Below are 20,236 nucleotides of genomic sequence, written 5' to 3' on the forward strand. Positions count from 1 at the left end.
CCCCGGACCTCCCCCCTCCCCGACTAAGCCCCGGCCGCGGACCCCTCGGCCACGATCTCGGCCCACGCCTCCGGCAACGCCGCCTCCACCGCCGCCGCCCGCTGCTCCTCGCGCCCGTACAGCACCCCGTACGTGAACGAGCTCTCCCCCGCCGCGTGCGCCACCGCGGACAGCTCCCGCAGGGTCACCCGGACCATCACGCTGTCCTGGTGCTCGCCGAGCAGGCTGGTCAGCGACTTCATGGACTTCGCCAGCGCGCGGGCCGGGCCGCCGAGCGCGGGCGTCGCCGCCTCCGCCGCGTACCGGGTCCGCTTGGCCTTCTTGCGGGCCTCGTGCAGCGCTAGGTCACGGTCCGCGCCGGGCGGCGCCTCGATCGCCTCCTCCACGAGCGCGGAGACCTTCCCGAAGTCCTTGCGTACGGCCTTGCCGATCACCTTCTCCGGTGCCCCGGCCGCGTCCTTCAGGAGGGGCGGCTCGGCGACCAGCGCGTCCAGAGTGTCGAGGAGCGTGAGATACCGCTCGGAGTCGAGGACGCCGATCAGCCGGCTGCGTGACCCGCCGCGCCGCGCGCCCGCCCACGTGTCCAGGCGGGTGCGGACCGGGCCGGAGATCAGGGTGTCGGGCAGTTCGGCGAGGACCGTCGTCAGGCGCTCGGTCAGCACCTCGCGGTCGCGGTCCACCCCCAACTCGCCTGCCAGCCACTTCAGTTCCTCACCGATCGGATCGGTGACCGTACGGTCGAGCACCTTGCCGTACGAGCGGAACGTGCTGCGCAGTCGGCGGGTGGCGACCCGCATCCGGTGCACGGAGTCGTACGCGTCCTGCCGTACGGCCGGGTCGAGTTCGAGGATCGCGTCGCGCTGGGCGCGGACGTAGGCGAGGACGTGGTCGCCGGCCGTGACGGGGTCCTGCGGGGCCGGCGCGGAGGTCTTGCGCTTCTTCTTGCCCGAAGCCGACGGACGCGTCTCCGCCAGCGCCCGCGCCAGCTTCGACGCGGACGACGACGGCCGTACGCCCGCCTTGCGCAGCCGCTTCTCCACCTTGTCGAGGAAGACCGGGTCGCCGCCGTCGGCGAGTTCGACCTCGATCTCGGTCCACTGGGCGGTGCCGCCGCCGTCGGTGAGGCGCTCCGCGCGCACGGCGTCCACGCTGACCTCGGCGAGCAGCGCGCCGTCCGCGCCCACGAGGTGCCGTATGTCGCGGTCGGAGCGCAGGCGGACGACGGGTTGAAGCTCGGCCTCGCGCACCCGGGCGCGGACCAGCCCTGCAAGGGTGCGCGGCACGGTGTCGGAGAGCGGTTCCCGGATCTCGTCGCGGACCCCGGGCGCGACCGGCACCTTCAGGTGCCAGCCCGCGTCGGAACCGCCGGTGCGGCGGCGCAGGGTGAGCGAGGCGGCGGCGAGCCGCTCGTCGGCCGTGTCGTAGTACACGGCGTCCAGGTGCGCGACACCCTTGTCGATGACGGCCTCGACGCCGGCGACGCCGGTCAGGTCGGGCAGACCACTCTCGTCGGACTCGTACTTACGCTCGATCTCGCGCTGGGTGTCCGCCATGAACCGAATCTAGTTGCTGACGAGCCGGGATGGCAGGGGGCGTCCCAAATGAACCGTGGGGAAACCCGAGCGAATACGCAGGTAGCGGCTAGGCGGACATGGGGCGCTGGACCCTGATCGACTGCAACAGCCCCACCGCCACCCACACCGCGAACATCGACGTGCCTCCGTACGACACAAAGGGCAGTGGCAGACCGGTGACCGGCATGATGCCGAGTGTCATGCCGACGTTCTCGAAGGCCTGGAAGGCGAACCAGGCGACGATTCCGGCGGCGACGATCGTGCCGTAGAGCTCGGTCGAGTCGCGGGCGATGCGGCAGGCGCGCCACAGGACCACGCCCAGGAGGACGAGGATCAGGCCCGCGCCGACGAAGCCCAACTCCTCGCCCGCGACCGTGAAGACGAAGTCCGTCTGTTGTTCGGGGACGAACTGGCCTGTCGTCTGCGAGCCGTGGAACAGGCCCTCGCCGGTGAGGCCGCCGGAGCCGATCGCGATACGGGCCTGGTTGGTGTTGTAGCCGACGCCGGCCGGGTCGAGGCTCGGGTTGGCGAAGGCGGCGAAGCGGGCGATCTGGTACTCGTCCAGGATGTGCAGCTGCCACACCGCGACCGCGCCCAGGGCGCCCGCGCCGAGCAGGCCGAAGATCCAGCGGTTGGGGGCGCCGGAGGCCAGCAGCACGCCGAGCACGATGATGACCATGACCATGACGGAGCCGAGGTCGGGCATCAGCATGACGATCATCATCGGGACCGAGGCCAGGCCCAGGGCCTGGAGGACCGTGCGGTGGTCGGGGTAGGGCTTGTCGCCCGCGTCGACCCGGGCGGCGAGCACCATCGCCATGCCCAGGATGATCGTGATCTTCACGAACTCCGAGGGCTGGAGCGAGAAGCCGCCGCCGAGCACGATCCAGGAGTGCGCGCCGTTGACCGTGGAGCCGAGCGGGGTGAGCACCAGCAGGATGCCGAGCACCGAGGCGCCGTACAGGAAGGGGACGATGACGCGCAGGGTGCGGTGGCCGACCCAGACGACGGCGATCATCAGGCCGATGCCGATGCCGGTGTTCATCAGGTGCCGGATCAGGAAGTAGTACTGGTCGCCCTGGTTGATCTCGGTGCGGTTGCGGGTCGCCGAGTAGACCAGCAGCGAGCCGATCAGGGACAGGCCGATCGCGGAGAGCAGTATCGGCCAGTCCAGTCGGCGGGCCAGCGAGTCACGGGAGAAGACCCGGGTCCAGCCGGCCCGGTCGGGCCCGTATCCGGAGACGGAGAAGCTGTTGCCGGTCATGTGAGCATCCTCCGGTTTCCCCTTCTGCGCGGGCGCCTTCGGGTGTTGCTGTTGGTGGTGGACGGCGAGGGCGCGACGGCCGGCTGCTGGGTGTCGTCCGCGGCCGTGACCCCGCCCTGGGTCGCCTGTTCCTGCTGCTTCTCCAGCTCCTTGGCCGGGTCGGCGGTGATCTTCGGGGAGGCGATCGTGCCGTCGGCGCGGACCTTCGGGAGGCTCTTCTGCGGGGTGGGCAGCATCGCCTTCTTCTTGTCGATGGAGCCGTCGGCCTGGACGCCGTACATCGCGTTGTAGATGTTGCGCACGGCCTCACCGGAGGCGCCCGAACCGGTACCGGCCTGGGCGATCGTCATGACGACCGTGTAGTCCTTGGTGTACGTCGCGAACCACGAGGTCGTCTGCTTGCCGTAGACCTCCGCCGTACCCGTCTTGGCGTGCAGCTCGATCTTGTCCTGCGGCCAGCCCTGGAACTTCCAGGCGGCGGTACCGCTGGTGACCACGCCCGCGAGGGCCTTGTCGATGCCCTTGTGCGTGGCCGCGCTGATCGGCAGCTTGGCCTTCACCTTGGGCTTGATCTCCGTGACGGTCTTGCCGTCGGCGCTGACGATCGCCTTGCCGATGGTCGGGACGTACTCGGTGCCGCCGTTGGCGAGCGCGCCGTAGATCATGGCCTCCTGGATCGGGGTGACGAGGGTGTCGCCCTGGCCGATGGAGTAGTTGATCGAGTCGCCCTCGCGCATCTTGTTGCCTTCGAGGCAGTTCTCGTACGCGATCTGCTGGACGTACGTGCCGCCCTTCTTGCCGGTCTTGCACCAGTAGGCCTTGTTGGCCTCCCAGGTCTCCTGCTTCCACTTGCGGTCCGGGATGCGGCCGGTGACCTCGTTCGGGAGGTCGACGCCGGTGGTCTTGCCGAGGCCGAACTGGTGGGCCGCCTTGTAGAAGTAGTCCTTGGGCTCACCCTTCTTCGGGTTGATGCCGCCGTCCTTCTTCCACTGGGCGTCCGCGAGGCCGTAGAAGACGGTGTCGCAGGAGACCTCGAGCGCGCGGCCCAGGGAGATGGGGCCGAAGTTCTCGCCCTCGAAGTTCTTGAAGACCTGGCCGCCCACCGAGTACGAACTCGTGCAGGGGTAGCCGCCGTCCCACGTGTAGCCGGCCTCGACCGCGGCGGCCGTGGAGACCACCTTGAACGTCGAACCGGGCGCCGACTGACCCTGTATGGCCCGGTTCAGCAGCGGGTAGTCGGAGTTCTTGCCGGTGAGCTTCTTGTAGTCCTTGGCGGAGATGCCGCCGACCCAGACGTTCGGGTCGTACGTCGGCGCGGACGCCATGGCGACGATCCGGCCGGTCTTGGCCTCCATCACGACCACGGCACCGGAGTCGGCCTTGTAGTTCTCGCCGGTGATCTTGTCGAACTGCTCGCGGGCGGTCTTCATCGCCTTGTCGAGCTGGTACTCGGCGACCCGCTGCACCCGGGCGTCGATGCTGGTGACGAGGTTCGAACCGGGCTCCGGGGCATCGGACTTGGCCTTGCCGATCACGCGCCCGAGGTTGTCGACCTCGTAGCGGGTGACGCCGGCCTTGCCGCGCAGCTCCTTGTCGTACTCGCGCTCAAGACCCGAGCGGCCGACCTGGTCGGAGCGCAGATACGGCGAGTCGGAGTCCTTGGCCTGGGTGATCTCGTCGTCGGTGACCGGCGAGAGATAGCCCAGCACCTGCGCCGCGTTGGCGTCACCGGGGGCCGCGTAGCGCCGTACGGCCTCGGGCTCGGCGGTGATGCCGGGGAAGTCCTCGGCGCGCTCGCGGATCTGGAGGGCCTGCTTGGCGGTGGCCTCGTCGGTGATCGGGATGGGCTGGTACGGCGAGCCGTTCCAGCAGGGCTGCGGGGTCTTCGCGTCGCACAGCCGGACCTTCTGGATGACGTCCTCGGGCTTCAGGCCCAGGACTCCGGCCAGCTTGGTGAGGACGGCCTTGCCGTCGTCGGCCTGCTTCAGCAGGTCGGTGCGGGAGGCGGAGACCACCAGCCGGGTCTCGTTGTCGGCGAGGGGCACGCCCCGCGCGTCCAGTATCGAACCGCGCACCGCGGGCTCGACGACCTGCTGGACGTGGTTGCCGGACGCTTCCTTCTGGTACGCGGCGCCCTCACGGATCTGGAGGTACCAGAGGCGCCCGCCGAGGGTGCCGAGGAGGGAGAGGACGAGAATCTGGATGACGACGAGCCTGATCTGGACCCGTGGAGTCCGTCCGGTCTCCGGAATGTTGGTCATTGGTGCTGCCTCCCCCTCTCAGTGCGGGTACGTGCGTGTATGAGTCATATACGACGGACCTGTGTGCCCGAGCGCCAACTCCCCTGCCCTCAAAGCCGCTTGACCCCCTTGATGCGCCCGGCCCGGGCCACCCGCGCACGGGCCGTCTTCATCCGCAGGCCACCGCGCTGGCCGCCGATCTTGAGGCCGGTGCCGGAGGAGAGCCAACCCGAGGAGATGTCGGCCGACTTGGCGGCGTTGGTCTCGGCGAGCGGGTCGTTCTCCGCGCGCCGGGCCAGCGCCATGACACCGGGGACGACGAACGGGGCGAGCAGCAGGTCGTACAGGGCGGCCGTGAACAGCAGGCTGCCGAGGCCGACATGGCGGGCGGCGGTGTCGCCGACGAGGGCGCCGACACCGGCGTAGAGCACGGTGGCGCCGATCGCGGCGGCGACCACGACGGCCATCGGGCCGGTGGCCGACTTGAGCCGGCCGTTCTCCGGCTTCGCCAGGCCCGCGAGGTAGCCGATGACGCACAGGACGAGGGCGTAGCGGCCGGCCGCGTGGTCGGCGGGCGGGGCCAGGTCGGCGAGGAGGCCCGCGCCGAAGCCGATGAGCGAGCCCGCGACATGGCCGTAGACCATGGCCAGGCCGAGGACCGTGAGGAGGAGCAGGTCGGGGACGGCGCCCGGGAGGTGGAGGCGGGCGAGGACGCTCACCTGGATCACGAGGGCGACGACGACCAGCGGCACGGAGAGCAGGATCCGGTTGACGCGCATGGGGAAGGGCTCCTAGCTCCTACTGCTGTTGCTGGCCGTCGACCGGCGCGTTCGCGGACGGGGTGACCGTGACGGTCACCGTCGGGATCGGGGTCGGCCTGGGCTTGGCCGGCAGGACCGTGTCGCGCGGGTCCTTCTTCGGGGCCTCGACGACCACGCCGACGATGTCGAGCTTGGTGAAGTTGACGTACGGCGTGACGTACAGCGTGCGGGTCAGGCCGCCGCCGGAGGGGTCGACGCGGGAGACGACACCGACCGGGACACCGGGCACGAACGGCTTGTCGGCCTCCGAGCCGAAGGTGACCAGACGGTCGCCCTTCTTCACCTCCGCCTTGCCGTTGAGGAGTTCGACGCGCAGCGGGCCGTCGCCCTCACCGGAGGCGAAGCCGAGTTCGTCGCTGCCCTCCATGCGGGTGCCGACGGTGAAGTCGGGGTCGTTGGCGAGGAGGACGGTCGCGGAGTCGGGGCCGACGGTGGTGACGCGGCCGACCAGTCCGTTGCCGTTCAGGACGGTCATGTCGCGCTTGATGCCGTCGTTGGCGCCGACGTCGATGGTGATCGTCCAGGAGAAGCTCTGGGCCGCTCCTATGGCGATGACCTGGGCGCCCTTGATGCCGTACTGGCCCTCGCCGGCCACCTTCAGCAGCTTGTCGAGCTGGGTCAGGCGGCTGCGGTTGCGGTCGTCGCTGCCGAGCTTCGCCTTGAGGGCCGCGTTCTCCTTCTCCAGGACGGCGAGCCGGTCGTGCCGCTCACCGGAGTCGCGGACCGCGGAGACCGCGTCACCGACCGGGTTGACGGCGGACGACACACCGTTCTCGATCGGGCCGAACACGGTGGCCGCGGCCCGGCGGGCACCGTCGACCGGCGAGTCCTGCCCTCCCCGGATGTCCACCGTGATCAACGCGAACGCTACGGCGATCAGCAGCACCAGGAGCAGCCGGCTCTCTCGTGTGTCCCTCACGTGCGGCGGCCGTGCCTTCCTCATAGAGATGTGCAGAGGTTCAGGTATGCAGGTGTTGTGCGAGCGGATGAATGCAGAGGCCTATGACGGAGCCTATGCCTCCGTATCAACGATCCGCCGCACGAGAGGGGATCATCCCGTACGGCGGAATCGAAGCGTTACGTCATCTGCGCGGCTGGGCGTCCAGAACCTGCTGGAGCGCCTCGAATTCCTCGACGCACTTGCCGGAGCCGAGCGCCACGCTGTCCAGCGGGTCCTCGGCGATGTGGATCGGCATTCCGGTCTCCCGGCGCAGCCGCTCGTCGAGACCCTTCAGCAGGGCTCCACCGCCGGTCAGAACGATTCCGCGGTCCATGATGTCGCCGGAGAGCTCCGGCGGGCACTTGTCGAGGGTCGTCTTCACCGCGTCGACGATCGCGTTGACGGGCTCTTCGATCGCCTTGCGGACTTCGCCGGCGGAGATGACGACGGTCTTGGGCAGACCGGAGACCAGGTCCCGGCCGCGGATTTCGGTGTGCTGGTCGTCGTCGAGGTCATAAGCGGAACCGATCGTGATCTTGATCTGCTCAGCCGTCCGCTCACCCAGAAGGAGCGAGTACTCCTTCTTGATGTGCTGGATGATCGCGTTGTCCAACTCGTCGCCCGCGACGCGGATGGACTGGGCGGTGACGATGCCACCGAGCGAGATGACCGCGACCTCCGTGGTGCCGCCGCCGATGTCCACCACCATGTTGCCCGTGGCCTCGTGGACCGGCAGGCCGGAACCGATGGCCGCGGCCATGGGCTCCTCGATGATGTGCACCTGGCGGGCCCCGGCCTGGGACGACGCCTCGATGACGGCACGGCGCTCGACGCCCGTGATGCCCGAGGGCACACAGACGACGACACGGGGGCGGGCCAGATAGCGCCGCTTGTGGATCTTCAGGATGAAGTAGCGGAGCATGCGCTCGGTGATCTCGAAGTCGGCGATGACACCGTCCTTCAGCGGACGTACGGCGACGATGTTGCCGGGTGTCCGCCCGATCATCTTCTTGGCTTCGGAGCCGACCGCGAGAATGCCACCGGTGTTGGTGTTGATCGCGACGACGGACGGCTCGTTGAGTACGATCCCGCGACCCCTGACGTACACCAGCGTGTTGGCGGTCCCGAGGTCGACAGCCATGTCACGGCCGATGAACGACATTGAGTTCCCCATCAGGATTCGTCTGGCCTTCCTGGGAGCTTTTGAGGGCTTTTCAGGTCGGCGAAGTGGGTGCAGTGACGTGAAGGCTTCCATCGTAGACGCGCCATCACGAACACTGCGCGAGGGTCTTCGCCATTGTCAGCATGTGAGGCGGCGCCTCGCTTGTGGAGACGGCCCAACGGGGGCACTCGTTCCCCCGATCGGCACGCATATGCCAAGAGACGGCCGGAAAATCGCGGCCGTCCCTGGTCAGGCATGTGGGTTACTGATGGAGATTCAGGAACGCCCCCGGAAGAAGATCTTCACCTCGCGTTCGGCGGACTCCTCCGAGTCCGAGGCGTGGATCAGGTTCTCCCGCACGATGACACCGAAGTCGCCGCGGATCGAGCCCGGCGCGGCGGCGATCGGGTCGGTCGGACCGGCCAGCTGACGTACGCCCTCGATGACCCGGTCGCCTTCGACGATCAGGGCGAGCACCGGGCCGGAGGCCATGAACTCCATCAGCGGCTCGTAGAAGACCTTGCCCTTGTGCTCGCCGTAGTGCTGCTCCAGGGTGTCCTGGTCCAGGGTGCGCAGCTCCAGCGCGGTGATCTGCCAGCCGGCCTTGCGCTCGATGCGGCTGATGATCTCGCCGGTCAGGCCACGACGAACGGCGTCGGGCTTGAGCAGGACGAGGGTGCGCTGGGTCACGACGGGACTCCTTCTGATCATGATGGTGCGGGTCGGCTCACGGTCGTGTCACGGTCGTCTCACGACAAGGCCGAGGCTACAGGGCGTGTCCATGCGCCCATTACGCAACGTCAGGTGTAGTGGGGTCACGCCGCGCCGGGAGTGGCGGAGTCGGCCTGCGCGGCCTGCGCCGCGAACCGCGCCTTCGCCTCGTCGATCTTCCGGCCGTAGTGCACCGACGCCCACCACAGGGCCGCGAAGATCGCCCCGAGGAAGAACATCGACGGGACGACGAAGCCCGACGCGATGAGCGCGATCTGGAGCGCCCAGCCGAGCGCGATGCCGCCCGGCCGGGTCACCACGGCGCACAGCGCGACGGACAGGAACATCGCGATCCCGCTGACCGTCCACACCGTGGCCGTGGTCAGATCGGGGTCCTTCATGGCGACCAGACCGGCGAAACCGATCACGAAGAACTCGCCGATGAGTGTCGAAGAACAGAGCGTACGCACGGAAAGTCAGCCCCTCCCCAGGAGCAGTCGGGCCTCACCCACGGTGATGACCGAACCGGTGACGAGCACACCGCCGCCCGCGAACTCGCCGTCCTCCTCGGCCAGCGTGATCGCGGCCTCCAGAGCGTCCGGCAACCGCGGCTCGACCTGCACCCGCTCGTCGCCGAACACCTCGACGGCGATGCCCGCCAGCTCGTCCACGTCCATCGCGCGGTGACTGGAGTTCTGTGTGACGACGACCTCGGCGAACATCGGCTCGAAGGCTTCGAGCAGCCCGCGCACGTTCTTGTCGCCGCTGGCCCCCACCACCCCGATCAAGCGGCTGAAGTCGAAGGCCTCGGCCACGGCCTCGGCGGTCGCACGGGCGCCCGCCGGGTTGTGCGCCGCGTCGAGCACAACGGTCGGCGACCGCCGCACCACCTCCAGCCGCCCGGGCGAGGTGACGGACGCGAACGCCTTCCGGACGGTGTCGATCGCGAGCGGATCGGGCCGCTGCGCACCGACCCCGAAGAACGCTTCCACGGCGGCCAGGGCGACGGCCGCGTTGTGCGCCTGGTACGGCCCGTGCAGCGGGAGATAGATCTCCTCGTACTCCCCGCCGAGCCCGCGCAGGGTGATCAGCTGCCCGCCGACGGCGACGTGCCGCGCCACGACCCCGAACTCGAGCCCCTCACGGGCCACGGTCGCATCGACTTCGACGGCCTTCTTCAGCAGCACCTGCGCCGCGTCCACCGGCTGCTGCGCCAGGATCACGGTCGCGTCCTGCTTGATGATCCCGGCCTTCTCGGTGGCGATCTCACCGGTCGTCCCGCCGAGCCGGTCGGTGTGGTCGAGATCGATCGGGGTGACTACGGCGACGTCCGCGTCGATGACGTTGGTGGCGTCCCAGGTGCCGCCCATCCCGACCTCGACCACGGCCACGTCGACGGGCGCGTCCGCGAACGCGGCGTACGCCATCCCGGTCAGCACCTCGAAGAACGACAGCCTGAACTCCTGCTGCGCGTCGACCATGTCGATGTACGGCTTGATGTCGTCGTACGTCTCGATGAAGCGCTCGGCGGAGATCGGGGCGCCGTCGAGGCTGATGCGTTCGGTGATCGACTGGACGTGGGGGGACGTGTAGCGGCCGGTGCGGAGTTCGAAGGCGCCGAGGAGGGCCTCGATCATGCGGGCCGTGGACGTCTTGCCGTTGGTCCCCGTGATGTGGATCGAGGGGTACGACCGCTGCGGGTCCCCCAAGACGTCCATCAGCGCGGCGATCCGGGTGACCGAGGGCTCCAGCTTGGTCTCGCCCCAGCGGGTGGCCAGCTCTGCCTCGACCTCGCGCAGGGCCTTGTCCAGGGCGGGGTCTTCAGGGCGCCCGGGTACGTCGGCCTGAGGCGCGCCGGTGCCCTGGGTACGGAGGGTTCGGCTGCCGGCCTCGATGACCGCGAGGTCGGGGTCGCGGTCTGTCTCGGCCTCGATGATCTCGTCGAACGGGTCGCTGTCAGTCACATGGGTCAGTCTACGGAGGTTGGGGTGTTCTTTCGTCTGCGGGCCGGTGGAGGCCGGCCGCGCGCACGTGGCGGAGCCGCATATCCCCTACACAGGCGAGGGCCCCGGTGCCAGGAAGCACCGGGGCCCTCGCCCACGTAGAAACGCTTACGCCTGCGGCAAGCCGTCCAGCTGGGCATTGATGCGCTCGATGTCCTCGTCCGCCTTGGACAGGCGGCCTCGGATCTTGTCGACCACGTTGTCCGGGGCCTTGGCCAGGAACGCCTCGTTGCCGAGCTTGGCCGTCGCCTGGGCCTTCTCCTTCTCGGCCGCCGCCAGGTCCTTCGCGAGGCGCTTCCGCTCCGCCGCCACGTCGATCGTGCCGGAGAGGTCGAGGGCGACCGTGGCACCCCCGACCGGCAGGGTGGCCGTCGCCGCGAAGGCGTCGCCCTCCGGCTGGAGGCGGAGGAGCTGGCGGATGGCGGCCTCGTGCGGGGCGAGGGCCGTGCCGGTCAGGGTGAGGCGGGCCGAGACGCGCTGGCCGGGCTGGAGGCCCTGGTCGGCGCGGAAACGGCGGACCTCGGTAATGACCTGCTGAAGCGTCTCGATCTCACGCTCGGCGGCCTCGTCGCGGAAGCCACTGTCCTTCGGCCAGTCCGCGACGACGATCGACTCGCCGCCCGTCAGCGTCGTCCAGAGCGTCTCCGTGACGAACGGGACGATCGGGTGCAGCAACTTCAGGGTGACGTCGAGGACTTCGCCCAGGACGCGGCCGGAGACCTTCGCGGGCTCGCCGCCCGCCATGAACGTGGTCTTCGACAACTCGACGTACCAGTCGAAGACTTCGTCCCACGCGAAGTGGTAGAGCGCGTCGGAGAGCTTGGCGAACTGGAAGTCGTCGTAGAGCGCGTCGACCTGGGAGACCGTCTTGTTGAGGCGGGAGAGGATCCAGCGGTCCGTGGCCGACAGCCGCTCGGCGGGCGGGAGTTCGCCCTCGGTCGTCGCGCCGTTCATCAGCGCGAAGCGCGTCGCGTTCCAGATCTTGTTGGCGAAGTTCCGGGACGCCTGGACCCAGTCCTCGCCGATCGGCACGTCCGTACCGGGGTTGGCGCCGCGGGCCAGGGTGAAGCGGACGGCGTCGGAGCCGTACGCGTTCATCCAGTCCAGCGGATCGACCGCCGTGCCCGAGGACTTGGACATCTTCTTGCCGAACTGGTCGCGGACCAGACCCGTCAACGCGATGGTCCTGAAGGGGACTTCGCCGTCCATCGCGTACAGGCCGAACATCATCATCCGGGCGACCCAGAAGAAGATGATGTCGTGGCCGGTGAGCAGGACGTCCGTCGGATAGAACTTCTTGAGATCCGGGGTCTGTTCGGGCCAGCCGAGGGTCGAGAAGGGCCACAGGCCGGAGGAGAACCAGGTGTCCAGGACGTCGGAGTCCTGGGTCCAGCCCTCGCCGGTGGGCGGCTCGTCGTCCGGTCCGACGCAGACGACCTCGCCGTCCGGGCCGTACCAGACCGGGATGCGGTGGCCCCACCACAACTGCCGTGAGATGCACCAGTCGTGGAGGTTGTCGACCCAGTCGAAGTAGCGCTTCTCCATCTCCTGGGGGTGGATCTTGACGCGGCCGTCGCGGACCGCGTCGCCGGCCGCCTTCGCGAGCGGGGCGACCTTGACCCACCACTGCATGGACAGGCGCGGCTCGATGGTCGTCTTGCAACGCGAGCAGTGGCCGACCGAGTGGACGTAGGGCCGCTTCTCGGCGACGATCCGGCCGTCGGCGCGGAGCGCGGCGACGATCGCGGAGCGGGCCTCGAAACGGTCCAGTCCCTCGAAGGGGCCGTGGACGGTGATGACACCGCGCTCGTCCATGACGGTCAGCGCTTCGAGGTCGTGGCGCTGGCCGATGGCGAAGTCGTTCGGGTCGTGGGCCGGGGTCACCTTGACCGCGCCCGTGCCGAACTCGGGGTCGACATGGGTGTCGGCGACGACCGGGATGGTGCGGTCGGTGAGCGGCAGCTTGATGTGCCGGCCGACGAGGTGCTTGTAGCGCTCGTCGTCGGGGTGGACGGCGACGGCGGTGTCACCGAGCATCGTCTCGGCGCGGGTCGTGGCGACGACGATGGTGTCGTCCCCCTCGCCGTACTTCATGGAGACGAGCTCGCCGTCGTCGTCCTGGTACTCGACCTCGATGTCCGAGATCGCGGTGAGACAGCGCGGACACCAGTTGATGATGCGCTCGGCGCGGTAGATCAGCTCGTCGTCGTAGAGCCGCTTGAAGATGGTCTGGACGGCCTGGGAGAGGCCCTCGTCCATGGTGAAGCGCTCACGGGTCCAGTCGACGCCGTCGCCGAGGCGGCGCATCTGGCCGAGGATCTTGCCGCCGTACTCGTCCTTCCACTGCCAGACGCGCTCGACGAACGCCTCCCGGCCGAGGTCGTGCCGGGACTTGCCCTCCTTGCCGAGCTCGCGCTCGACGACGTTCTGGGTGGCGATGCCCGCGTGGTCCATGCCCGGCAGCCACAGCGACTCGAAACCCTGCATGCGCTTACGGCGGGTCAGGGCGTCCATCAGCGTGTGCTGGAAGGCATGCCCGAGGTGCAGGCTGCCGGTGACGTTCGGCGGCGGGATGACGATCGTGTACGGCGGCTTCTCGCTCTTCGCGTCCGCCTCGAAGTACCCCCGCTCGACCCAGCGCTCGTACAGCGGCCCCTCTACCTCGGCCGGCGCGTACTGGGTCGGCAGTTCGGAGTCGGGCGCTGGTGGCTGCTGCTGAGCGTTCTCGGTCACGGGCCCAGTTTAGGGGTGTCCCGGGGGTGTCCCGAAACGCCTTTGTTCTGTAACGGTGCGGCCCCCGATGCCATGCGGTTCCTGTGACTGGGCCAGGATGTCGGGATCACATAAGTATCTGGAGGGGAACCCAGAAATGAGCTACAACCAGCCGGGCCCGTACGACGGGCAGCCCCAGCAGCCCGGTCCGTACGGTCAGCCGGGTCCCTACGGCCAGCCGCCCCAGCAGGCGCCGCAGGGCGTCCCCCAGCCCGGCTACGGCTACCCCCAGCAGGCTCCTCCCGCCCAGCCCGGTTACGGCTACCCGCAGCAGCCCCCGCCCCCGCAGGGGCCCTACGGCCAGCCGCAGCCGCCGTACGGTCAGCAGGCGCCGTACGGCCAACCGCCTTACGGGCAGCCCCCGTTCGGTGTTCCGCAGCCGCCGCCCGGCGGGAAGAAGAAGACCGGGCTCATCATCGGCGCGGTGGCGGTCGTGGCCGCCGTCGGCGTGGGCGTGTACTTCGTGCTCGGCTACACCGGGTCCTCCGGCCTCGCCGACGACGGCCCGCACAAGCTGACGACGCCGGCGAAGGTGCTCGGCGACTACAACCGGGCCACCAAGGACGGCGACACCAGCGACAACGGTTCGTCGACCGTGAAGGACCTGGAGAAGAGCGGCGTCAAGAACGGCACCGCGGTCTTCGGCGCCTACACGACGGCCGACCTGAGCGGGTACGACCCGGACGATCCCTCCACGGCGCCGGGCCAGACCGAACTCCTCACGGCCAAGGGCATCTCGGTCATCGGCGCCTACGGCAAGATCGCCGACCCCAAGGCGGCGCTGGACGCGTTCTTCGCGGACATCCAGAAGGACGTCAAGGAGAGCAACTCCGCCGGCAGCAGCGCGACGGGCAAGAGCGAGCTGGTCGGCGAGCCCGAGTCGGTCGACGTCGACGGCGCGGTGATGAAGTGCCAGGCGGCCAAGGCGACCAACCAGTTGACCAAGAAGACGCAGACCGACTGGTTCTGCGCCTGGGCCGACTACAGCACCATCGCGATGGTCTCCCCCGGTGACAACACGGGCGATGTGTCGAAGGACACCGCCGTCAGCATGACCACCAAGCTGCGCAAGGAAGTTCGGGTGACGCGCTAGCCGCCCCCAGTGAACTACGAAGGGCGCCCGGTCAGTTGACCGACCGGGCGCCCTTCGTGTCGTAGATGAAGCCGTTACGCCGTCTTCTGCTCGCCCGGGCCGCGGCCCCGCGCGTCGCGCGGGATCAGGGTCGGGTTGACGTTCGAGAGGACGACGTCCGCGGTGATGACGACCCGGGCCACGTCCTTGCGGGACGGGACCTCGTACATGACGCCCTGGAGGACTTCCTCCATGATGGCGCGCAGGCCGCGGGCGCCGGTCTGGCGGAGGATGGCCTGGTCGGCGATGGCTTCGAGGGCCTCGCGCTCGAAGTCCAGCTCCACGCCGTCGAGTTCGAAGAGGCGCTCGTACTGCTTGACGAGTGCGTTGCGCGGCTCGATGAGGATCTGGAGCAGGGCCTCGCGGTCCAGGTTGTGGACCGAGGTGATGACGGGCAGCCGGCCGATGAACTCGGGGATCATGCCGAACTTGACCAGGTCCTCGGGCATGACGTCCTCGAACTGGTCCTTGGCCTGCAACTCCCGCTTGGAGCGGATCGTCGCCCCGAAGCCGATGCCCTTGGCGCCGGCCCTGGACTCGATGAGCTTCTCCAGGCCCGAGAAGGCCCCGCCCACGATGAACAGGACGTTCGTCGTGTCGATCTGGATGAACTCCTGGTGCGGGTGCTTACGGCCGCCCTGCGGCGGGACCGAGGCCGTCGTGCCCTCCAGGATCTTCAGCAGGGCCTGCTGGACGCCCTCGCCGGAGACGTCACGGGTGATCGACGGGTTCTCGCTCTTGCGGGCGACCTTGTCGATCTCGTCGATGTAGATGATGCCCGTCTCGGCCTTCTTGACGTCGTAGTCGGCGGCCTGGATGAGCTTCAGCAGGATGTTCTCGACGTCCTCGCCGACATAGCCCGCCTCCGTGAGCGCGGTCGCGTCGGCGATCGCGAACGGCACGTTCAACATGCGGGCCAGGGTCTGGGCGAGGAGGGTCTTGCCCGAGCCCGTGGGGCCGAGCAGGAGGATGTTGGACTTCGCCAGCTCGATGGCGTCCTCGCGGCTCTGGCCGCCGCCGTTCTCACCGGCCTGGACGCGCTTGTAGTGGTTGTACACCGCGACCGAGAGGGCCTTCTTCGCCGACTCCTGGCCGACGACGTAGCCCTCCAGGAACTCGTAGATCTCGCGGGGCTTGGGGAGTTCCTCCCAGCGCACCTCGCTCGTCTCCGCGAGTTCTTCCTCGATGATCTCGTTGCAGAGGTCGATGCACTCGTCGCAGATGTACACACCGGGCCCTGCGATGAGCTTCTTGACCTGCTTCTGGCTCTTGCCGCAGAACGAGCACTTGAGCAGATCGCCGCCGTCACCGATGCGTGCCACGGTGTGCTTCCCCTTCGCCTGGGAGCCGCCTGGGTCCAGCGGCTCCTGGTGCTGCCTTATGTCCGACGGTACCTTGCCGGGCCCCCCGTTCGGGCCCCCCTTGGCACGGTTCACTTCCACGTGGACCGTGCCGAGGGGTGGTGGACGATACAGGTCCGGGTCAGCGGACGTCGGCGTTGTTCATCTTCCGGGTGGAGATGATCTGGTCGATCAGGCCGTACGCCAGGGCGTCCTCGGCCGTGAGGATCTTGTCGCGCTCGATGTCCTCGCGGATCTTCTCCAGCGGGGTCGTCGAGTGCTTGGCCAGCATGTCTTCCAGCTGGCCACGCATGCGGAGGATCTCGTTGGCCGCGATCTCCAGGTCGGAGACCTGGCCCCGGCCCGTCTCGCTGTAGGGCTGGTGGATCAGCACGCGCGCGTTCGGCAGCGCCATGCGCTTGCCCGGCGTGCCGGCGGCCAGCAGGACGGCGGCGGCGGACGCGGCCTGGCCCATGCAGACCGTCTGGACGTCCGGCTTCACGAACTGCATCGTGTCGTAGATCGCGGTCAGCGCGGTGAAGGAGCCACCGGGGCTGTTGATGTAGATCGAGATGTCGCGGTCCGGGTCCATCGACTCCAGGCACAGCAGCTGCGCCATGACGTCGTTGGCCGACGCGTCGTCGATCTGGACACCGAGGAAGATCACGCGCTCCTCGAAGAGCTTCGCGTACGGGTCGTACTCACGCACGCCCTGCGAGGTGCGCTCCACGAACCGCGGGATCACATAGCGGGATTCGGCGGCGGGAGCCGTGTATTCGGCGCGTGCGTGCTCGTACAGGCCGTTGCCGGGGAAGTCGTTCACTGTCTCTCTCCTGGGGGCTGTGGCGGTCGGCTGGGGGCTGTCCTGGGGCCTCAGGCTGCCCCGGTGCCGCCGCCGCCCGGCATTCCGGCGGCCGTGGGCATGATGTCGTCGATGAGGCCGTACTCCTTGGCCTCGATCGGGTCGAACCAGCGGTCACGGTCCGAGTCGCGGGTGACCTGCTCGACCGTCTGGCCGGTGTGGAAGGAGGTCAGCTCCGCCATCCGCCGCTTGGTGTGCAGCAGCCGCTCGGCGTGGATCTTGATGTCCGACGCGGAACCGGCGAGGCCGGCCGAGGGCTGGTGGATCAGGATCTCGGCGTTCGGCAGCGCGAAGCGCTTGCCGGGGGTGCCCGCGCTGAGCAGGAACTGGCCCATCGAGGCCGCCATGCCCATGGCGATGGTCACCACGTCGTTCTTGATGTACTGCATGGTGTCGTAGATCGCCATGCCGGCCGTGATCGAGCCACCGGGGCTGTTGATGTAGAGAAAAATGTCCTTGTCCGGGTCGGAGGCAAGGAGGAGGAGCTGTGCGGTGATCTTGTTCGCGATGTCGTCGTCGACCGCCTGGCCGAGGAAGATGATCCGCTCACCGAGCAGTCGGTTGTAGACCTGGTCGCCGAGGCCACCGAAAGAGGGCTCGCCGGCGGCTGTAGGCATCAGATTCGTCACGTATCCACCTGCTCGTCTTTACGACGGCGCCGGGCCGTCTCACGTGTACTGCCGGGGGCAACGGGGACTCCCCTGCCCTCGTATTCATGGACCCTAACGCGCGGGTCCCTCCGGGGAATCCCGCAAAGGGAACTGTTCGCTGTGAGCGCATGCGCGGCGCTGGTGAGACCCCGGGTAAGGGCCGCCGGTGAGACCCGGGTAAGGGCAGGGGCCCCGGGGAGCATGTCCCCAGGGCCCCTGTGTGCCTGCTTACGCCTTGGTGGGCTCCTCGGAGGGCTCCTCGGCGGCGGCCTCGACGGCCTCGACCGTCTCGGTGGCCGTCTCGACCTCGTCCTCGTCCTCCAGGTCGACGATCTCGCCGTTGGTGTCCTTCACGGTGGCGGCCTCGACCACGACGGCCAGGGCCTTGCCGCGGGCCACCTCGCCGACCAGGAGCGGAACCTGGCCACCCTCGACGACCGCCTGGGCGAACTGGTCGGGGGACATGCCGGAGGAGGCCGCACGCCGCATGAGGTGCTCGGTGAGCTCCTCCTGGTTGACGTTCAGCTTCTCCTTGTTGACGAGCTCGTCGAGGACGAACTGCGTCTTGATGCCCTTGACCGCGGCGTCCTTGGTCTCGGCGTCGAACTCCTCGGCCGTCTTGCCCTGGATCTCGAGGTACTTCTCGAGGTCGAGGCCCATCTGACCGAGCTGGTGGTGCTCCAGGTTGTGCTTACGGGTGTTGATCTCGTCCTCGAGCAGCTTCTCGGGGACGGGAACCTCGACGAGCTCCAGCAGCTTGTCCAGGACGCGCTCCTGGGCCTGCGTGGCCTGGTCGTACTGCTTCATGTTCTCGAGGCGCTTGCGGCTGTCCGCGCGCAGCTCCTCCAGGGTGTCGAACTCGGAGGCGAGCTGGGCGAACTCGTCGTCCAGCGCGGGCAGTTCGCGGGCGGCGACCTGGGTGACCTTGACGGTGACCTGGGCCTCCTGGCCGGCCGCGGAGCCGCCCTTGAGCTCGGAGGCGAAGGTGGCCTCGCCACCGGCCTCCAGGCCCGTCACGGCCTCGTCGATGCCTTCGAGCAGCTCGCCGGAACCGATGGTGTAGGAGACGCCCTCAGCGACACCGTCCTCGAGGACCTCGCCGTCGACCTTGGCCTCCAGGTCGAGGGTGACGACGTCACCCTCGACGGCGGCGCGCTCGACCGGGGAGGTCGAGGCGAAGCGCTCGCGGAGCTGCTCGACGGACTCGTCGATGTCCTCTTCGCTGACGGCCACGGCGTCGACCTCGACCTCGATGCCCGAGTAGTCCGGGATCTCGATGGTCGGGCGGATGTCGACCTCGGCGGTGAAGTTCAGCGTCTCGCCGTCCTTCAGCTCCGTGATGTCGACCTCGGGCTGGCCGAGCGGGTTGAGCTCCGCCTCGTTGACCGCCTCGGTGTAGAACTTCGGGAGCGCGTCGTTGACCGCCTCCTCCAGGACCGCACCGCGGCCGAACCGCTGGTCGATGACGCGCGCCGGGATCTTGCCCTTCCGGAAGCCCTTCACCGTGACCTGCTGGTTGATCTTCTTGTACGCCGCGTCGAGGCTGTCCTTGAGCTCCTCGAAGGGCACCTCGATGCTGAGCCGAACCCGGGTCGGGTTCAGGGTCTCCACGGCGCTCTTCACGGTTCGGTCTCCTTGGGGGCTGACTTCTTGGGTTGCGGACCCAGACAGGTCCGGCGGTTTCTGGTCGCCCGGAGGACTTCAAAGTGTGAGAGACACACGGGCGCGCAGCTTGCATAGTAGCCGCAGCGGCTGGACGCCCCAAAAGGCGATCTCGCGAGGTCCTCGTGTGGTATCGATCCTGCTGCCGGTCCGGTACCGGTCCTGCTGCCGGCCCCGAAGGTCCGGCATGTGGTCGGGGTGGCGGGATTTGAACCCACGGCCTTCCGCTCCCAAAGCGGACGCGCTACCAAGCTGCGCCACACCCCGTCTGGTGCGACACGTAGGGTACATGCCCGCAGACGGTGGGGCCTCCGCATTTCACAAGCGCCGGGGTGCCGGGCGGAGCGCGGGGCGGGACGTCGGGCGGAGCGGAGTGCGCGGGGCGGGCGAGGCACGGAAAAGGCGGTGTGCGCGGAGGGCACCCGACCCGCTACGATGCCTTGTGTGCCGCGGTCTTCTGACCTGCGGCGCGTCGTGTGCGGGCGTAGCTCAATGGTAGAGCACTAGTCTTCCAAACTAGCTACGCGGGTTCGATTCCCGTCGCCCGCTCCAGGCATCTCAGGGCCAGGTCGGAGGGTATTTCCTCCCCACCTGGCCCTGAGTCGTTCCCGGGACGACCCAGAGCGACGGCTCAGAAGCTGATCGAGTTGATCGTCTCCGCTATCGAGTTCAGGAACCGGTTGATGGACGGTGCCATGCCGGTCGAGGCGAGGAAGAAGCCGAAGAGGATCGCGACTATGGCTGGGCCCGCCTTGATCGATCCCCCTCGGATCAACACCACCAGGATGATCGCCAACAGCAGCACCACAGACAGTGAAATGGCCACAACTGATCACACCCTCGGTCGGTCCGCTCTCCCGGCCCGGGGCGCGACCCCGCGCACCCCGCCAGAACCATCGTGCCACCAACGCGGCCCACCTATGCGGCAGCTGACGCATCGTTGGTCGCAAAGGTTCGGAAGGGACGCGTTCGCAGGTCGTTCGCACGCTTGGCGCCCGCACACGAACAGGCCTTTCCCGTGTGCCGGTTTGCGCCTTTTGATCGGTATGAATCATGACATCTTGAGCAGATTCCGGACGCGCGTCCGATGGTTTCCGTGATTT

Annotated in this window: 16 protein-coding genes and 2 tRNA genes; 2 read left to right on the forward strand and 16 right to left on the reverse strand. The window is 68.5% G+C overall.

Translation table 11 applies throughout. The features are described 5' to 3' along the window. Positions 1–23 precede the first annotated feature (23 nt). From JHN63_RS18625 to JHN63_RS18670, 10 genes are all read right to left on the reverse strand, one after another. The gene (locus tag JHN63_RS18625) at positions 24–1,553 is read right to left on the reverse strand and encodes a CYTH and CHAD domain-containing protein (protein ID WP_200682209.1); all 1,530 of its coding nucleotides are present in this window, start codon (positions 1,551–1,553) and stop codon (positions 24–26) included. Positions 1,554–1,641: 88 nt separating this feature from the next. Further along, positions 1,642–2,838, reverse strand: coding sequence for a rod shape-determining protein RodA (gene rodA, locus JHN63_RS18630; protein WP_200682210.1), 1,197 nt, complete (start codon positions 2,836–2,838; stop codon positions 1,642–1,644). Further along, on the reverse strand, positions 2,835–5,099 hold the full coding sequence (mrdA, locus tag JHN63_RS18635; protein ID WP_200682211.1) for a penicillin-binding protein 2: 2,265 nt from the start codon (positions 5,097–5,099) through the stop codon (positions 2,835–2,837). Before mrdA ends, rodA begins: the two co-directional genes overlap by 4 nt. 89 nt (positions 5,100–5,188) lie before the next feature. Continuing rightward, positions 5,189–5,857 carry a rod shape-determining protein MreD gene (gene mreD, locus JHN63_RS18640; protein WP_200682212.1) on the reverse strand — a complete coding sequence of 223 codons (669 nt, stop codon included), beginning with the start codon at positions 5,855–5,857 and terminating at the stop codon, positions 5,189–5,191. Between the two features lie 19 nt (positions 5,858–5,876). Next, positions 5,877–6,818, reverse strand: coding sequence for a rod shape-determining protein MreC (gene mreC / locus JHN63_RS18645; RefSeq protein ID WP_200682213.1), 942 nt, complete (start codon positions 6,816–6,818; stop codon positions 5,877–5,879). 163 nt (positions 6,819–6,981) lie between these two features. Continuing rightward, a complete protein-coding gene (locus JHN63_RS18650) occupies positions 6,982–8,001 on the reverse strand; it encodes a rod shape-determining protein (RefSeq protein ID WP_019065566.1) in 1,020 nt (339 codons plus the stop codon). Positions 8,002–8,277: 276 nt separating this feature from the next. Next, positions 8,278–8,691, reverse strand: a complete 414-nt coding sequence (ndk, locus tag JHN63_RS18655) for a nucleoside-diphosphate kinase (RefSeq protein WP_200682214.1) — start codon at positions 8,689–8,691, stop codon at positions 8,278–8,280. Between the two features lie 125 nt (positions 8,692–8,816). After that, positions 8,817–9,182 (reverse strand): DUF4233 domain-containing protein, encoded by a 366-nt coding sequence (locus JHN63_RS18660; protein ID WP_200682215.1) that lies wholly within the window; start codon positions 9,180–9,182, stop codon positions 8,817–8,819. Positions 9,183–9,188: 6 nt separating this feature from the next. Beyond that, a complete protein-coding gene (locus tag JHN63_RS18665) occupies positions 9,189–10,676 on the reverse strand; it encodes a folylpolyglutamate synthase/dihydrofolate synthase family protein (protein ID WP_200682216.1) in 1,488 nt (495 codons plus the stop codon). A 147-nt stretch (positions 10,677–10,823) separates the two neighbouring features. After that, entirely contained in the window at positions 10,824–13,448 is a 2,625-nt protein-coding gene (locus JHN63_RS18670) for a valine--tRNA ligase (RefSeq protein WP_200682217.1), read from the reverse strand. A gap of 136 nt (positions 13,449–13,584) precedes the next feature. Between JHN63_RS18670 and JHN63_RS18675 the strand changes: the two genes are divergently transcribed. Then, positions 13,585–14,580: a hypothetical protein gene (locus tag JHN63_RS18675; protein WP_200682218.1), complete on the forward strand. Its 996-nt coding sequence runs from the start codon at positions 13,585–13,587 to the stop codon at positions 14,578–14,580. A gap of 74 nt (positions 14,581–14,654) precedes the next feature. Here JHN63_RS18675 and clpX read toward each other — a convergent pair whose 3' ends face one another. The 5 genes from clpX to JHN63_RS18700 all read right to left on the reverse strand — a co-directional run bounded on the left by clpX (position 14,655) and on the right by JHN63_RS18700 (position 19,400). Further along, positions 14,655–15,941 carry an ATP-dependent Clp protease ATP-binding subunit ClpX gene (clpX, locus tag JHN63_RS18680; RefSeq protein ID WP_033285988.1) on the reverse strand — a complete coding sequence of 429 codons (1,287 nt, stop codon included), beginning with the start codon at positions 15,939–15,941 and terminating at the stop codon, positions 14,655–14,657. A 160-nt stretch (positions 15,942–16,101) separates the two neighbouring features. After that, a complete protein-coding gene (locus tag JHN63_RS18685) occupies positions 16,102–16,782 on the reverse strand; it encodes an ATP-dependent Clp protease proteolytic subunit (RefSeq protein ID WP_307781919.1) in 681 nt (226 codons plus the stop codon). A gap of 50 nt (positions 16,783–16,832) precedes the next feature. Then, positions 16,833–17,438 (reverse strand): ATP-dependent Clp protease proteolytic subunit, encoded by a 606-nt coding sequence (locus tag JHN63_RS18690; RefSeq protein WP_200682228.1) that lies wholly within the window; start codon positions 17,436–17,438, stop codon positions 16,833–16,835. A 261-nt stretch (positions 17,439–17,699) separates the two neighbouring features. Beyond that, positions 17,700–19,094, reverse strand: a complete 1,395-nt coding sequence (gene tig / locus JHN63_RS18695) for a trigger factor (protein WP_200682219.1) — start codon at positions 19,092–19,094, stop codon at positions 17,700–17,702. A 229-nt stretch (positions 19,095–19,323) separates the two neighbouring features. Next, positions 19,324–19,400, reverse strand: a tRNA-Pro gene (locus JHN63_RS18700). Positions 19,401–19,611: 211 nt separating this feature from the next. Here JHN63_RS18700 and JHN63_RS18705 point away from each other — a divergent pair. Continuing rightward, positions 19,612–19,685, forward strand: a tRNA-Gly gene (locus JHN63_RS18705). A 79-nt stretch (positions 19,686–19,764) separates the two neighbouring features. Here the strand turns inward: JHN63_RS18705 and JHN63_RS18710 are convergent. Then, positions 19,765–19,959 carry a hypothetical protein gene (locus JHN63_RS18710; protein ID WP_026178055.1) on the reverse strand — a complete coding sequence of 65 codons (195 nt, stop codon included), beginning with the start codon at positions 19,957–19,959 and terminating at the stop codon, positions 19,765–19,767. Positions 19,960–20,236 lie beyond the last annotated feature (277 nt).

It is taken from the genome of Streptomyces sp. MBT65 (assembly GCF_016612545.1).
Lineage (GTDB): Bacteria > Actinomycetota > Actinomycetes > Streptomycetales > Streptomycetaceae > Streptomyces.